This is a genomic window from Pantoea sp. BR_17 (genome assembly GCF_041955125.1).
Lineage (GTDB): Bacteria > Pseudomonadota > Gammaproteobacteria > Enterobacterales > Enterobacteriaceae > Pantoea > Pantoea stewartii.
Window position 1 is genome coordinate 82,378 of the sequence record NZ_JAVAXT010000007.1, and the last position, 15,842, is coordinate 98,219.

Annotated in this window: 15 protein-coding genes; 10 read left to right on the plus strand and 5 right to left on the minus strand. The window is 52.4% G+C overall.

The features are described from left to right. Positions 1 to 116: 116 nt before the first annotated feature. From clpX to bolA, 4 genes are all read right to left on the minus strand, one after another. Positions 117 to 1,388 carry an ATP-dependent protease ATP-binding subunit ClpX gene (clpX, locus tag RAC60_RS12515; protein WP_033738665.1) on the minus strand — a complete coding sequence of 424 codons (1,272 nt, stop codon included), beginning with the start codon at positions 1,386 to 1,388 and terminating at the stop codon, positions 117 to 119. Between the two features lie 132 nt (positions 1,389 to 1,520). After that, on the minus strand, positions 1,521 to 2,144 hold the full coding sequence (gene clpP / locus RAC60_RS12520) for an ATP-dependent Clp endopeptidase proteolytic subunit ClpP (protein WP_006117959.1): 624 nt from the start codon (positions 2,142 to 2,144) through the stop codon (positions 1,521 to 1,523). A gap of 335 nt (positions 2,145 to 2,479) precedes the next feature. Next, the gene (tig, locus tag RAC60_RS12525; RefSeq protein WP_033738663.1) at positions 2,480 to 3,784 is read right to left on the minus strand and encodes a trigger factor; all 1,305 of its coding nucleotides are present in this window, start codon (positions 3,782 to 3,784) and stop codon (positions 2,480 to 2,482) included. Between the two features lie 294 nt (positions 3,785 to 4,078). Beyond that, on the minus strand, positions 4,079 to 4,393 hold the full coding sequence (bolA, locus tag RAC60_RS12530; protein WP_006117961.1) for a transcriptional regulator BolA: 315 nt from the start codon (positions 4,391 to 4,393) through the stop codon (positions 4,079 to 4,081). A 266-nt stretch (positions 4,394 to 4,659) separates the two neighbouring features. Between bolA and RAC60_RS12535 the strand changes: the two genes are divergently transcribed. The 8 genes from RAC60_RS12535 to RAC60_RS12570 all read left to right on the plus strand — a co-directional run bounded on the left by RAC60_RS12535 (position 4,660) and on the right by RAC60_RS12570 (position 13,454). Further along, the gene (locus RAC60_RS12535; RefSeq protein WP_006117962.1) at positions 4,660 to 5,238 is read left to right on the plus strand and encodes a lipoprotein; all 579 of its coding nucleotides are present in this window, start codon (positions 4,660 to 4,662) and stop codon (positions 5,236 to 5,238) included. Positions 5,239 to 5,284: 46 nt separating this feature from the next. Next, a complete protein-coding gene (gene ampG, locus RAC60_RS12540; RefSeq protein ID WP_033738659.1) occupies positions 5,285 to 6,757 on the plus strand; it encodes a muropeptide MFS transporter AmpG in 1,473 nt (490 codons plus the stop codon). A gap of 446 nt (positions 6,758 to 7,203) precedes the next feature. Beyond that, the gene (cyoA, locus tag RAC60_RS12545; protein WP_033738657.1) at positions 7,204 to 8,130 is read left to right on the plus strand and encodes a cytochrome o ubiquinol oxidase subunit II; all 927 of its coding nucleotides are present in this window, start codon (positions 7,204 to 7,206) and stop codon (positions 8,128 to 8,130) included. 4 nt (positions 8,131 to 8,134) lie between these two features. Next, complete coding sequence (cyoB, locus tag RAC60_RS12550; protein ID WP_033738655.1) at positions 8,135 to 10,117, plus strand: cytochrome o ubiquinol oxidase subunit I; 1,983 nt, start codon at positions 8,135 to 8,137, stop codon at positions 10,115 to 10,117. Then, positions 10,117 to 10,728 (plus strand): cytochrome o ubiquinol oxidase subunit III, encoded by a 612-nt coding sequence (locus tag RAC60_RS12555; RefSeq protein WP_006117966.1) that lies wholly within the window; start codon positions 10,117 to 10,119, stop codon positions 10,726 to 10,728. Before cyoB ends, RAC60_RS12555 begins: the two co-directional genes overlap by 1 nt. Next, on the plus strand, positions 10,728 to 11,057 hold the full coding sequence (locus RAC60_RS12560) for a cytochrome o ubiquinol oxidase subunit IV (RefSeq protein WP_006117967.1): 330 nt from the start codon (positions 10,728 to 10,730) through the stop codon (positions 11,055 to 11,057). Before RAC60_RS12555 ends, RAC60_RS12560 begins: the two co-directional genes overlap by 1 nt. Before the next feature lie 12 nt (positions 11,058 to 11,069). Continuing rightward, positions 11,070 to 11,957, plus strand: coding sequence for a heme o synthase (gene cyoE / locus RAC60_RS12565; protein ID WP_375093877.1), 888 nt, complete (start codon positions 11,070 to 11,072; stop codon positions 11,955 to 11,957). Positions 11,958 to 12,089: 132 nt separating this feature from the next. Continuing rightward, a complete protein-coding gene (locus RAC60_RS12570) occupies positions 12,090 to 13,454 on the plus strand; it encodes an MFS transporter (protein WP_375093878.1) in 1,365 nt (454 codons plus the stop codon). A gap of 236 nt (positions 13,455 to 13,690) precedes the next feature. Here the strand turns inward: RAC60_RS12570 and RAC60_RS12575 are convergent, their stop codons facing one another. Then, positions 13,691 to 14,182 carry a YajQ family cyclic di-GMP-binding protein gene (locus tag RAC60_RS12575; protein ID WP_006117971.1) on the minus strand — a complete coding sequence of 164 codons (492 nt, stop codon included), beginning with the start codon at positions 14,180 to 14,182 and terminating at the stop codon, positions 13,691 to 13,693. A gap of 133 nt (positions 14,183 to 14,315) precedes the next feature. On the opposite strand from RAC60_RS12575, the gene panE reads away from it, so the two are divergent. After that, entirely contained in the window at positions 14,316 to 15,236 is a 921-nt protein-coding gene (gene panE, locus RAC60_RS12580; RefSeq protein WP_033738652.1) for a 2-dehydropantoate 2-reductase, read from the plus strand. Beyond that, on the plus strand, positions 15,190 to 15,789 hold the full coding sequence (gene yajL / locus RAC60_RS12585; RefSeq protein ID WP_006117973.1) for a protein deglycase YajL: 600 nt from the start codon (positions 15,190 to 15,192) through the stop codon (positions 15,787 to 15,789). Before panE ends, yajL begins: the two co-directional genes overlap by 47 nt. The last annotated feature ends 53 nt before the right edge of the window (positions 15,790 to 15,842 follow it).

Genomic DNA, 15,842 nt, shown 5'->3' on the forward strand with positions numbered 1-15,842 from the left:
CAGGTGTCTGAGTATATGGGGATGATTGTCAGACATTCAATGTCACAACGGTGAGAAATGCAAAAGGGGAAAGATTTTCCCCTTTATAGATGGCACAATGTGGACGATTTGTTTATTTATTCGCCAGAAGCCTGAGCTTCGTGCTTGCCATAAATCAGCATGGGTTCAGACTGACCTTCAATCACCGACTCATCAATCACCACTTTCTCGACATCTTCCATGGACGGCAGATCGTACATGGTTTCGAGCAGCGCGCCTTCCACGATAGAACGCAGACCGCGCGCACCGGTTTTACGTGACATCGCCTTTTTAGCAATCGCCGTCAGGGCTTCGTCACGGAACTCCAGCTCAACGCCTTCCAGGTTAAACAACGCCTGATACTGCTTGGTGAGTGCGTTTTTCGGCTCACGCAGAATCTGAATCAGCGCTTCCTCACTCAGTTCATTGAGCGTGGCTACCACAGGCAGACGGCCAATGAATTCTGGGATCAGGCCAAATTTGATCAGATCTTCCGGCTCACATTGCGCCAGTAACTCGCCTTCTGTTGCCTTCTGTGATTTACCTTTCACCGTTGCGCCAAAGCCAATGCCTGAACCGGTTTCAACGCGCTGCGAGATAACCTTATCCAGACCGGCGAAGGCGCCACCACAGATAAACAGAATCTTAGAGGTATCGACTTGCAAAAACTCCTGCTGCGGATGCTTACGGCCACCCTGCGGCGGCACGGCGGCGACGGTGCCTTCAATCAACTTCAGTAACGCCTGCTGCACACCCTCACCCGATACGTCGCGGGTGATCGATGGGTTGTCTGATTTACGTGAAATTTTATCGATTTCATCGATATAGACGATACCACGTTGGGCTTTCTGCACATCGTAGTCACATTTTTGCAGTAGCTTCTGGATGATATTTTCGACGTCTTCCCCCACATAACCGGCTTCGGTCAGCGTGGTTGCATCCGCCATGGTAAAAGGCACATCCAGTAAACGGGCCAGGGTTTCAGCCAGCAACGTTTTACCGCTACCGGTCGGACCGATCAGCAGAATGTTACTTTTGCCCAGTTCGATACCGTTGCTGGTATCCCCGTTGCGTAAACGTTTGTAGTGGTTGTACACCGCCACGGCCAGGACTTTTTTGGCCCGTTCCTGACCAATAACGTAATCGTCGAGGTGATGGCGGATCTCATGCGGCGTAGGCAGCGCACTACGTTCGCGATGCGGGGCAACCTCTTTAATCTCTTCGCGAATAATGTCGTTACACAGATCAACGCACTCATCGCAGATATACACTGACGGCCCGGCAATCAGCTTACGCACTTCATGCTGGCTTTTGCCGCAAAAAGAGCAGTACAGCAACTTTCCTGAACCGTCTTTGCGCTTATCTGTCATCAGTTAACCTCTTCTTGTTCTCAGGCCGTACCAGCCGTACAGCACTGGCCGTGGGTACACGGCCGATGTTCATTCAACCCGTCATTATCTTGTCCTGTTAACTATAGACCAGAGACAAGGTGAAGTTAGGGCTTATTGGCGATGCGTCAGGATTGAATCGACCAATCCATACTCTACCGCTTCGCTGGCGGAGAGGAAACGGTCACGCTCAGTGTCACGCTCAATTTCTTCCAGTGACTTACCGGTATGTTCCGCCATCAGCTCGTTCATGCGCTGCTTCACTTTCAAAATTTCACGCGCATGAATCTCAATGTCGGTCGCCTGTCCCTGATAGCCACCCAGCGGTTGGTGAATCATCACGCGTGAGTTTGGCAGGCAGAAACGCTTGCCTTTCGTCCCGGCTGTCAGCAGGAAAGCCCCCATTGAGCAGGCCTGGCCCATACAAATGGTGCTGACGTCAGGCTTGATAAACTTCATGGTGTCATAAATTGACATGCCAGCCGTAATGACGCCACCCGGTGAGTTGATATAAAGGTAAATATCTTTTTCCGGGTTCTCCGCTTCCAGAAACAGCATCTGGGCCACAATCAGGTTAGCCATGTGATCTTCTACCTGGCCGGTTAAGAAGATAACGCGCTCTTTAAGCAGACGGGAATAGATATCGTATGAACGCTCGCCGCGCGAGGTTTGCTCGACCACCATTGGCACCAACGCATTGTGCGGTGCAGTAAACTCACGATCGCCACTGTATGACATTACCGTCTCCTGGATAAATTTCATTGGCAACATTCTGTACCGATTTTACGTAAGACGAGCAACAAAAACTATGCTCTGCCTCTTACCGACAACATCAGGACGGTTAATCAGTCAGCCGAACTGTTTTTTGCATACTCCCTCTATCTTGGGATAGTGCTCAGTTGTTTCAAGCATAACAACCTTTTCATCAATCGCTAACCCGGAAAAAGCGATGCGTGAACAATTCGCCTAAAAATTAATCAAATAGCGACAGGCCCGTTGTCAGAAAGCGTATTACAGAAAAAAGCCCGCGACTTTTCAGGCGCGGGCTTTAGCACAAGGGGTTAAACGGACGATCAGGCCTGAGCGGTCTGATTCATCAGTTCCTGGAAGTTAGTTTCTTTTTCAGAAACTTTGGCTTTCGCCAGCACAGCTTCAACCGCCTGCTCTTCCAGCGCCACATTGCGCATGTTGTTCATCAGCTCGTTATTTTTGCTGTAGAACTCGATCACTTCCTGCGGATCTTCGTAAGCAGACGCCATTTCTTCGATCAGCACTTTAACGCGATCTTCATCGGCTTTCAGCTCGTGCGTGCGAATCACTTCGCCCAGCAGCAGACCGACCACAACGCGACGCTTCGCCTGCTCTTCGAACAGTTCGCGTGGCAGTTCCAGCGCTTGCTTCTCGTTACCACCAAAGCGTTGTGCAGCCTGACGACGCAGAACGTCGATTTCGCTGTCGATCAGCGCAGCAGGCACATCAATAGGGTTCGCTTCAACCAGACCGTCGATAGCCTGTGTCTTCACGCGGTTACGAATCGCGCCTTTCAGCTCACGTTCCATGTTCTTACGCACTTCCGCACGCAGGCCCGCAACCGAACCATCTTCCACGCCGAAACGCTTGATGAATTCTTCGGTCAGTTCTGGCAGTTCGCGCGTTTCCACTTTCTTCAGCACGATCTCGAACTTCGCGTCTTTCCCTTTCAGGTTTTCCGCGTGGTAGTCGTCAGGGAATTTCACGTCGATAGTGAAGGTTTCGCCTGCTTTGTGACCCACAACGCCTTCTTCAAAGCCTGGGATCATACGGCCCTGGCCCATGGCCAGAACGAAGTCAGATGCTTTACCGCCTTCGAATTCTTCGCCGTCAACAGAACCGGTGAAATCGAGGGTAGCGCGGTCTTCAGCACCCGCTGCAGCGTCGGTTTCAATCCAGTTAGCCTGCTGCTTGCGCAGCGTTTCCAGCATGGTATCGACATCGGCATCGGTCACTTCGACCTGAGGCTTTTCAACTTCGATGTTTTCCAGGCCTTTCAGCTCAACTTCTGGATACACTTCGAACTCAACCGCATAGGTGAAGTCCTGACCTTCTTTGTATTCGCCTGGCACATAGTTAGGCGCGCCAGCCGGATTGATCTTCTCTTTGATGATGGCGTCAACAAAGTTACGCGTCATCAGATCGCCCAGCACGTCCTGGCGCACAGAAGCACCGTAGCGCTGCGCGACGATGTTCATGGGCACTTTGCCTTTACGGAAACCATCGATACGGACTTTCTTCGCCACATCCACCAGTTCTTTTTTAACGGCGCTTTCGATGCTGTCAGCTGCGACAGTAATCGTAATGCGACGGCCCAGGCCCTGAGTGGTTTCTACAGAAACTTGCATCTTGTTACCTCAAAAAATCACGTGCTCGGTCAACTTCAGACACCACACATTAATTAATGCGCCGTATCTAACAACCGGGACGGCTTCCGTGAAGAGAACCTGATCCCTGTTACCAGAAGCGTCCCGAAGACATTCCGGAAAAATAGACGCAGCATTATAGCGGCATCACTGAGATGAGTCGAGGACGCTAAGTCACCACTTTTCAGGGAGTTTGCTGCTTTTTTGAGCCAGGTAACGCGTTTAGCAAGGATAAAACACAAAAACGGCCCGCAGGCCGTTTAAAAAGAGAGGGTGTTATGCGAGTGTGCCTGCACCGCGACAGTTCGGCGAAGCGAGTACCGTATCCTGCAATCCTTCCCACTCTTTCAGGGTATAAGTATGCAAGGCCAGTGCGTGAACACTTCCCGCCAGCTCAGCACTGAGTTCACCATAAATTGCGCGATGACGGGCGAGAAAACGCTGACCGGTAAAAACGTCGCTGACAATCACCACTTTGAAATGGCTTTCAGAACCGGCAGGCACATTGTGTCGGTAGCTTTCATCATGCACTTCCAGATGAGCCGGCTCAAAAGCCAGGCGCAGCTTCTCTTCTATCTGTTCTCGAATCATGGTTTTACCCTCAATGGCGAGCGCTGTGCCCCATCTGTTTAAATATTAGTCCGTTTTTGGCTGCGCAACGCGACAGCGGACGCAATATTATCACTCCGTCGCCCTCTTCGCTTGTGCCTTGTCAGGCGGGGAATATGAAAAGGTAGAGAGCAAGAAAAAGCGCCTTGCGTGGTTTACCTTGTGGCAAAGGGCTTTATTCACTGCACCGCTTTGCTATGATGGCCGCAGTTTTTGCACACCAACCCATGACACTAACGAGAAAGCGTATGTTGAAAAAACTGTTATTCCCGCTGCTGGCTGCTTTTATCCTGGCCGGTTGCGCTTCCAGCAACAACACATTGACCATTCAACCTAAGATTCAGCTGCCACAGCGCGATCCGAGCCTGATGGGCATTACGGTGAGTATCAACGGCGCCGATCAGCGTCGCGATCAGGCGCTGGCAAAAGTTAATCGCGATGGACAACTGGTCAGCCTGACCCCGTCGCGCGATCTGCGTTTCTTACTTCAGGAAGTGCTGGAGAAACAAATGACAGCGCGCGGCTATATGGTCGGTCCTAATGGCGCGGTTGATCTGCAAATCATCGTCAATAATCTGTATGCCGACGTCACCCAGGGTGATGTGCGTTACAGCATTACCACCAAGGCGGATATCTCTATCGTGGCGACCGCGAAAAATGGCAATAAACAGATTAAAAATTACCGCCAGACCTACAGCGTAGAAGGGGCTTTCAGCGCCACCAATCAGAAAATCACCAATGCGGTGAATTCTACGCTGAGCGACGTGATCGCCGATATGGCGCAGGACACCAGCGTCAACGACTTCATCAAACAAAACGCCCGTTAATCAGGTCTTTTGCCCGGCACCCGGCCGGGCACTTTTCAAGGTCAGTATGAATCACTACTTCCGTGTCTTCCGCCAAAAAAATGCAGCCATTTTACTCCTTCTGGGATTCGCATCAGGTTTGCCTCTGGCCTTAACCAGCGGGACGCTGCAGGCGTGGATGACGGTTGATAATATCGATTTGAAAACCATCGGATTCTTTTCACTGGTGGGCCAGGCCTATGTGTTTAAGTTTCTCTGGTCCCCCATGATGGATCGCTTCACGCCGCCGCTTCTCGGTCGGCGCAGAGGCTGGTTGCTCATTACGCAACTGGCACTGGTGGCCAGCATTGTGGCAATGGGCTTTTTGCAGCCCAGCCGGGATTTAACCCTGATGGCGGCACTGGCGGTACTGATTGCATTCTGTTCTGCGTCACAGGATATCGTCTTCGATGCCTGGAAAACGGATGTGTTGCCGCCGGAAGAACGCGGAAGTGGCGCTGCCATCACGGTGTTAGGCTATCGCCTGGCAATGTTGATATCGGGCGGTCTGGCGCTGTGGCTGGCCGATCGCTATCTCGGCTGGGAGGCGACTTACTGGCTCATGGCCCTGCTCCTGCTGCCCTGCCTTATCGCAACCTGTCTTGCCAAAGAGCCGGACAACGCGCAGGCCGCGCCGCGTACGCTACGTCAGGCGGTTGTCGATCCTCTGCACGATTTTTTTAATCGCAACAACGCCTGGCTGCTGATCACGCTCATCATTCTTTACAAGCTCGGCGATGCATTTGCCGCCTCTCTCACCACCACCTTTTTGATTCGCGGCGTGGGATTTAATCCGGGCGACGTCGGGCTGGTAAACAAAACGCTGGGCTTGCTGGCAACCATCATTGGCGCGCTTTATGGCGGCATGCTGATGCAGCGTCTGAGCCTGTTTCGCGCGTTAATGATTTTTGGCCTGCTCCAGGCGGTGTCGAATTTCGGCTACTGGCTGCTGGCGGTCACCGACAAACACCTCTGGAGCATGGCGAGCGCGGTCTTTATTGAGAACCTGTGTGGCGGAATGGGAACCGCTGCGTTTGTCGCGCTGCTGATGACGCTGTGTAATAAGTCCTTCTCGGCGACGCAGTTCGCCCTGCTGTCTGCGCTTTCAGCGGTAGGCCGGGTTTACGTGGGACCTGCAGCCGGTTATCTGGTCGAGATCTGGGGCTGGCCAACGTTCTACGCCTTTACCGTTTTCGCCGGTCTGCCGGGCCTGGCCCTGCTGGCTTTTTGTCGCGGTACACTGGACTTTACCCAAAAAACTGGCCAGTTTTTGCCGCGCCGCCATTTTTCCGCAGGCTACCGCTGGACGAAACGGCTGTTTGCAGGCGGATGCGGGTTACTGGCGCTATGGCTTCTGTCGCTGGCGCTGAATGCAACGGGTATGCTCACGCTTTCGGCGTGGCTGGCTCCGCTGTTTGAAGCCGGTATGGCGCTGGCGCTTTGCGGTGTGCTGTCCGGTGTGGTGCTGGATTATCGCGCATTGAGAAAGGCCGGGAATTGACCTTTTGCCTCATAATCGCCCAGTCGCAGGTGCCATTTCAGCCAATTGGTTAAGCGCACCTAATTTGTCTTTGCGTGTCAATTTACAAAAAATATTTTTATCATGTGCGCGCTTCGGGCAAGATATTTAAATCCGGTACGCAATTAATTAAGTTAAAAATTAGAGAAAAAATGATGCAATATTGTTAAATAATTGAGTATTAAAAGTCAGGGTTATTCCTTTCCTACTTTTGTTTAACCCCGCATCCATCTCTTTTTGTTATATTACTGCCAACTGCTTGTCCACGTTAATAATTTGTCACCGAGAACAACATCTGTGACACCCTTAGCAAAAGGTGTCAACATGGTTCTGACACATCCTTAAGCTGGTTTACACTGCATAAACCTTCCCGTAAAATGCGCGCACACTTAAACGACAATAGAGCCCTTTGTCATTGAGGTCGTTAAATGAGACTCAGTAAATACAATAAAAGTTTGGGGATTTTGTCATTAATCGCAGGCACTTTATTAATGAGTGGCTGCGATAATGCATTGTTAAATCCCAAAGGACAGATTGCGCTGGAGCAACGTTCGCTGATACTGACCGCTTTTGGTCTGATGATGATCGTCGTGATTCCTGCAGTCTTAATGGCCGTCGTGTTTGCCTGGAAATATCGGGCGTCGAACACGAATGCTAAGTACAGTCCTAACTGGTCACACTCCAATAAAGTGGAAGCTGTGGTCTGGACCATTCCGATCCTGATCATCGTTTTCCTTGGTGTACTGACCTGGAAATCAACCCATGCGCTGGAGCCAAGCAAACCCCTGGCCTCTGACGTGAAACCGGTTGAAATTGACGTCGTTGCTCTGGACTGGAAATGGTTATTCATTTATCCAGAACAAGGTATTGCGACAGTTAACCAGATTGCCTTCCCGGCAAACACTCCGGTTAACTTCAAAATCACCTCCAACTCCGTCATGAACTCCTTCTTTATTCCTACGCTCGGTAGCCAGATCTACGCGATGGCGGGCATGCAGACCAAACTGCACCTGATTGCCAACGAGCCAGGAACTTTCGACGGTATTTCCGCCAACTTCAGTGGTCGCGGTTTCTCTGGCATGAAGTTCAAAGCCATTGCAACCAAAGACGATGCGGAGTTCCAGCAGTGGGTTGCCAAAGTAAAAGCGGCACCTAACACGCTGATGACGATGGATGATTTCGAGAAAGTGGCTGTGCCAAGCGAAAATCACCCGGTGGAATATTTCTCTTCAGCTAATCCTGAACTGTTCTTGCAGGTCATTAACAAGTTCATGAATAGCCACGGGAAAATGGACATGTCTGAACACAAAGGCATGGACATGAGTCACACCGCTACCGCGGGAGCCGAGGAATAATACGATGTTCGGAAAATTAACTCTGGATGCAGTGCCCTATCATGAACCGATTATCATGGTTACGGTTGCCGGCATCATCATTGCAGGTCTGGCGATCGTCTCTGCCATCACCTACTTTGGTAAGTGGAAATATCTGTGGTCTGAATGGCTGACGTCAATCGACCATAAAAAACTGGGTATCATGTATATCATCATGGCGTTCGTCATGCTGCTGCGCGGCTTTGCTGACGCCGTGATGATGCGTACCCAACAGGTTCTGGCTTCCTCCGGGGAAGCAGGCATATTGCCCCCTCATCACTACGACCAGATCTTTACCGCTCACGGCGTAATCATGATCTTCTTCGTGGCGATGCCATTCGTGGTGGGCCTGATGAACATTGCCGTACCGTTGCAAATCGGTGCGCGTGACGTTGCCTTCCCGTTCCTGAACAACCTGAGCTTCTGGTTTACCGCAATCGGTGTGATTCTGGTTAACCTGTCTCTGGGTGTCGGCGAATTCGCGCAAACTGGCTGGCTGGCCTATCCACCGCTGTCGGGGGCAGAATACAGTCCCGGCGTGGGGGTGGATTACTGGATCTGGAGTCTCCAGCTTTCCGGTATTGGTACAACCCTGACCGGTATTAACTTCTTCGTGACCATTCTGAAGATGCGTGCGCCGGGCATGGACCTGTTCAAAATGCCCGTCTTTACCTGGGCTGCGCTGTGCACCAACGTCCTGATCATCGCTGCGTTCCCGGTTCTGACCGTGACTCTGGCGCTGTTGACACTTGATCGTTACCTCGACTTCCATTTCTTTACTAATGATATGGGCGGTAACATGATGATGTACGTCAACCTGATCTGGGTCTGGGGTCACCCAGAGGTGTACATTCTTGTTCTGCCGGTGTTTGGTGTCTTCTCTGAAGTTACGGCCACCTTCTCGAAAAAACGTCTGTTTGGTTATACCTCACTGGTCTGGGCGACCATCGCCATTACCGTGTTGTCGTTCATCGTCTGGCTGCACCACTTCTTCACCATGGGTGCCGGTGCCAACGTTAACGCCTTCTTCGGTATCATGACGATGATCATCGCGATTCCGACCGGGGTTAAAATCTTTAACTGGCTGTTCACCATGTATCAGGGTCGCATTCAGATGCACTCTGCGATGCTGTGGACCGTAGGCTTCCTGGTCACCTTCTCTGTGGGTGGTATGACCGGTGTTCTGCTGGCCGTTCCGGGCGCTGACTTTGTCCTGCACAACAGTCTGTTCCTGATTGCGCACTTCCATAACGTGATTATCGGTGGTGTGGTATTCGGTTGTATGGCGGGTGTGACCTACTGGTTCCCGAAAGCCTTCGGCTTTACCCTGAACGAAACCTGGGGCAAACGTGCTTTCTGGTTCTGGATCATCGGCTTCTTCGTTGCCTTTATGCCGCTGTACGCACTGGGCTTCATGGGAATGACCCGTCGTCTGAGCCAGGATATCGATCCTCAGTTCCACTCTCTGCTGGTTGTTGCAGCGGTAGGTGCGGGTCTGATTGCCTGCGGTATTATTTGTCAGCTGATCATGTTCTACGTGTCTGTACGTGACCGCGACCAGAACCGTGACCTGACTGGCGATCCGTGGGGTGGCCGTACGCTGGAGTGGGCAACCTCTTCACCACCGCCGTTCTATAACTTTGCTGTTATCCCGCATGTGCATGAGCGTGACGCTTTCTGGGAAATGAAAGAGAAAGGCGAAGCGTACAAGCAGCCGGCTAAATATGAAGAAATTCATATGCCGAAAAACAGCGGTGCTGCGATTGTTATTGCCGCGTTTGCGACCATCTTCGGTTTTGCGATGATCTGGCATATCTGGTGGCTGGCAGGTCTTACTTTCCTCGGCATGATCGTAAGCTGGATCGTGAAGAGCTTCGACGAAGACGTGGACTACTACGTCCCTGTTGCCGAAGTAGAGAAGATTGAAAAGCAGCACTTTGACGAAATCAGCAAAGCAGGTCTGAAATAATGTCAACTACCGTAAAACACCACCACGACGCCCATGCGGAGCATGGGCATCACGATGCAGGAGCCAATAAAGTCTTTGGCTTCTGGATCTACCTGATGAGTGACTGCATTATCTTTGCAACCCTGTTTGCGACCTATGCAGTTATGGTTAACAACACCGCCGGCGGCCCGGCAGGCAAAGATATCTTTGAACTGCCGTTCGTGCTGGTTGAAACCGCCCTGCTGTTATTAAGCTCCATCACCTACGGCATGGCTGTTATCGCCATGAACAAGGAAAACAAAGGCGCCGTTATCGGCTGGCTGGCGTTGACCTTCCTGTTTGGTGCGGGCTTTATCGGGATGGAAATCTATGAATTCCATCACCTGATTGCTGAAGGCTTCGGTCCAAACCGTAGTGGCTTCCTGTCCGGCTTCTTTACACTGGTCGGTACGCACGGTCTGCACGTGACCTCGGGTCTGATCTGGATGGCCGTGCTGATGTTCCAGATCGCGAAACGCGGTCTGAACGCCACTAACCGTACCCGTATCATGTGTCTGAGCCTGTTCTGGCACTTCCTGGACGTGGTTTGGATCTGCGTGTTTACCGTTGTTTATCTGATGGGAGCCATGTAATGAGTCATTCTGTTAACGAACATGGTGCATCACACGGTAGCGTGAAGTCTTACATGATCGGCTTCATCCTCTCTATCATCCTGACGGCAATCCCGTTCTGGATGGTAATGGATGGTAGTGCTTCTCATGGAACCATCCTCGGCGTTGTGCTGGTCTGTGCAGTCGTTCAGGTGCTGGTTCACCTGGTTTACTTCCTGCATCTGGACAGCAAATCTGAGGGCGGCTGGAACATGGTGGCCATTGTCTTCTCAGCAATCATTATCCTGATTGTTGTGGTTGGCTCACTGTGGATCATGTGGAACCTCAACTACAACATGATGCCCCACTAAAGAGTCTGTGTAATGTTTAAGCAATACCTGCAAGTTACAAAGCCAGGAATTATTTTCGGGAATTTAATTTCTGTGATTGGCGGATTTTTGCTGGCCTCTAAGGGCAGCATTGATTACGCCCTGTTTCTCACCTCACTGGTTGGCGTGTCGCTGGTGGTTGCGTCAGGTTGTGTCTTCAACAACGTGATTGACCGCGATATCGACATCAAGATGGAGAGAACCAGGAATCGGGTGCTGGTTAAAGGCCTTATCTCCGCGAAAGTAAGCCTGGTGTATGCCACTGTGTTGGGTATTGCTGGCTTTGCACTGCTGTATTTCGGTGCTAACCCGCTGGCCATGTGGCTGGCGGTGATGGGCTTCGTGGTATACGTTGGCGTTTACAGCCTGTATATGAAGCGTCATTCGGTTTACGGTACGCTGATTGGTAGCTTGTCTGGCGCTGCGCCGCCGGTGATTGGCTACTGTGCCGTGACCAATGAGTTTGATGCGGGCGCCCTGATCCTGCTGGCGATTTTTAGCCTGTGGCAGATGCCGCACTCCTATGCGATTGCTATCTTCCGCTTTAAGGATTACCGGGCTGCCAACATCCCGGTCTTACCGGTTGTGAAAGGCATCTCCGTAGCAAAAAATCATATTACGCTTTATATCCTGGCGTTTATGATTGCCACGCTGATGCTGACGCTGGGTGGCTATGCAGGCTATAAGTATCTGGTCGTTGCCGCTGCCGTCAGCGTCTGGTGGCTGGGCATGGCGCTGTCAGGTTATAAAACCTCAAACGATCGGGTTTGGGCACGTAAGCTGTTTGTCTTCTCCATCGTCGCCATCACCGCGCTGAGCGTGATGATGTCAGTGGATTTCATGACGCCTGCGTCAAAAGATTTGCTGACTTACGTGCGCTGATGTGTACCAAAACAGCATGAAACGGGCGCGATTTTCGCGCCCTTTCTTTTTGTTACGACTGCTTAAGAACTATTGTTTTACCCTTCCACTCTCCCTCCCTAAAATAAATGCAGCACATCAACAGAGGTAGGAATGAACGATAACAAAATGACTCCGGTGGAGCTGCGCGCCACATGGGGCCTTGGCACGGTCTTTTCCCTGCGTATGCTGGGAATGTTTATGGTCCTGCCGGTATTGACCACCTATGGCATGGCGCTCCAGGGAGCGAGTGAAACCTTAATCGGTCTGGCCATTGGCATTTATGGCCTGGCTCAGGCCATTTTCCAGATCCCCTTTGGCCTGCTGTCCGATCGTATTGGACGCAAGCCTCTGATTGTGGGCGGCCTGCTGCTGTTTGTCCTTGGCAGCGTGATTGCCGCCAGCACGGAATCCATTTGGGGCATCATCCTTGGCCGGGCGTTGCAGGGTTCGGGCGCGATTGCGGCCGCCGTGATGGCGCTGCTGTCGGATTTAACGCGTGAACAGAACCGCACCAAAGCGATGGCGTTTATTGGCATCAGTTTTGGCGTTACCTTTGCGATTGCGATGGTGGTGGGACCGATTGTGACCCACGCGCTGGGCCTGCATGCGCTGTTCTGGATGATCGCAACGCTGGCGACGCTGGGTATTCTCATTACGCTTTGGGTGGTCCCCTCCTCCACTCAGCATGTCCTGAACCGTGAGTCGGGCATGGTGCGCGGCAGCTTTAAAAAAGTGCTGGCCAACCCGCGCCTGGTAAAACTGAATCTTGGCATCTTCTTTTTGCATATCCTGTTGATGTCGAGCTTTGTTGCGCTGCCCGACCAGTTTGAACAGGCGGGCTTACCGCCATCAGAACACTGGAAGGTCTATTTAACGACCATGCTGATCGCCTTTGCGGGCGTCGTGCCTTTTATCATTTATGCGGAAGTGAAGCGCAAAATGAAGCGCGTCTTTGTCGGCTGTGTCGGCATGATGGTCATCGCAGAAATTGTTTTATGGGGAGCGCAGGGCCATTTCTGGACGCTGGTGCTCGGCGTACAGCTCTTCTTCCTCGCCTTTAACCTGATGGAAGCCATCCTGCCTTCCCTGGTCAGTAAGGAATCGCCTGCCGGTTACAAAGGGACAGCAATGGGGCTTTACTCCACCAGCCAGTTTCTGGGCGTTGCGATCGGCGGAAGCCTGGGCGGTTGGGTGTTAGGTCATTTTGATGCGCAAACTGTGTTTATGGTGGGAGCGATTGTGGCGGCAATCTGGCTGTTCGTCAGTATGACCATGCAGGAACCGCCCTACGTCAGCAGTCTGCGCATTGTGCTGAGTGATGCGGCGCTGGCAGTACCGAATCTGGAGAAGCGCCTGAAGGCCCAGCCTGGAGTGAACGCGGTGCTGATCATACCGGAAGAAAAAAGCGCTTACATTAAGATCGACAGTAAGATCACCAGCCGACCGGAGCTTGAAGCCCTTATCGGCGGTGGCTAATCCCCTGCCCTCACCGGGTTTGTTGTCTTTGACAAACCCGGTTCCTCCCGTTTATCCCCGCGCAAAATGCGTCCCTCTGGTCACGCAATTTACGTCACGGACATCAGCACCTTGCAGGGCAAAAGCGTTGCTGTCGCGGAAGGGGATCAGTGACAGCCAGACTGTGTCACAGTCAGGCTGCCAACCCGACAGGATGCCTCAGAGGGCATCCTGTGCTCACGTGCTGAGTGGAGGGATTAATCGCGGAAGTTTTTGAACTGGAAAGGCTGGCCCAGGTTGCCATTACGCACCAGCGCCATTGCGCCCTGTAAATCATCACGAGACTTACCCGTTACGCGCAGAGATTCGCCCTGAATCTGCGTCTGCACTTTCAGCTTGCTGTCTTTAATCAGCTTCACCAGCTTTTTCGCGACGTCGCTTTCAATGCCTTTTTTCATTTTGGCATCCACGCTCCAGCTTTTGCCGCTGTGTTCAATCTCTTCTGGTACTTCCAGCGCCGCGCCTTCAATACCGCGCTTGAGCATTTTCTCGCGCAGGATATCCACCAGCTGCTTTACCTGAAAATCCGATTCACTGATGACCTTAATGGTTTCATTTTTTTCATTGAGTTCGTAACTGGCAGTGACGTTGCGAAAATCAAAACGTGTCGACAGTTCACGGTTAGCATTCTCTACTGCGTTGCGAACTTCCTGCATGTCGACTTCTGAAACGATATCGAAAGATGGCATCTCTTCTTCTCCTGAGGCTAAACTGGCATGCATAATACGCGTCTTACGGCACTAAATAAAATCGCACTGTGTAGCGCTATACTTAACTCATTGCCACAGCGCATAAATAATAAGCCCGCGAGCGGGAGGCAGCATGAAAATAACCGTATTAGGATGTGGCGCATTGGGCCAGGTGTGGCTCACCGCTCTTGCCCATTGCGGGCACGATGTCCAGGGCTGGTTACGCGTACCTCAGCCCTACTGCTCAGCAAATGTAATCGATCCGCTGGGGCGCGTGACGAACCGGACCTTCATTGCCAACGATCCGCTGTTTTTGGCGCAGAGCCAGCTGCTGTTGGTGACGCTGAAAGCCCCGCAGGTATCAACGGCCGTAAAAAATCTGGAAAGCGTGATGTCAGAAAACTGCCCGGTTTTGTTGTTGCACAATGGCATGGGCACGCTTGGCGAATTAAAAGGTCTGACGCAGCCGCTGTTACGCGGTATCACCACGCACGCCGCAATGCGGGATGGCACGGTCATTAAGCACGTCGCCACGGGCGTCACCCATATTGGTCCCGGCAACCGTAAAAGCGAGCACTGGAGTGAGGTCGCCGATGTGCTGCACGAAGCGCTGCCCGATGTCGCCTGGCATGACAATATCCGGGCGGCCTGCTGGCGTAAGCTGGCGGTAAACTGTGTGATCAACCCACTCAGCGTGGTTTACGACTGTCAGAATGGCGCACTGCGTCAGCATCAGGCCGACATCATCACCTTATGTGACGAAATCAGTTGGGTTATGGAGCGTGAAGGCCAGTCCGTGGCCAGCCAGAGCCTGCAGGATCAGGTGCTGAATGTGATTGAGACGACCGCCGCCAACACTTCATCAATGCTGCAGGATATACGCGCTCAGCGACTGACGGAAATTGAATACATCACCGGCTTTCTGCTGCGTCGCGCACGCACTCACGGCTTAGTGTTACCTGAAAACACCCGGCTGTACGACATGATTAAACGCAAGGAGTCTTATTATGGGCGCGAACGCCTCGGTACTGGTCTGTCTGGCTCATGGCAGTGAAGAGACGGAAGCCGTTACCACACTCGATCTGCTGGTCCGTGGCGGGATAAAGACGGTGACCGCCAGCGTTGAAAGCGATGGCTGCCGTGAAATCGTCTGTTCGCGCGGCGTTCGCCTGCTGGCCGACGTCCCGCTGGTCGAGGTGGCGGACAACGCCTACGATGCCATTGTCCTGCCCGGCGGACTAAAAGGAGCCGAGACATTTCGTGACAGTCCGCTGTTGGTTGAAACCGTACGCCAGTTTCATTTGTCAGGACGTATTGTTGCGGCCATCTGCGCAGCCGCTGGCACGGTACTGGTGCCGCATAACCTGTTTCCGGTCGGCAATATGACAGGGTTCCCCGGTTTAAAGTCCACCATACCGGAAGAGAAATGGATGGAACGTCGTGTCGTCTGGGATCCGCGAGTCAATTTGCTCACCAGTCAGGGACCGGGCACGGCGATGGATTTTGCGCTGAAATTAATTGATTTGCTAGCAGGCAGTGATAAAGCACGTGAGGTCGCGGCACAACTGGTGCTGGCGCCGGGTATTTACGACTATCAGGCCAGTTAAGTCGCCGGTTCAGACGCCTGCCGGACGCTCTGTGCTCGTCTTGCCCTGGTATG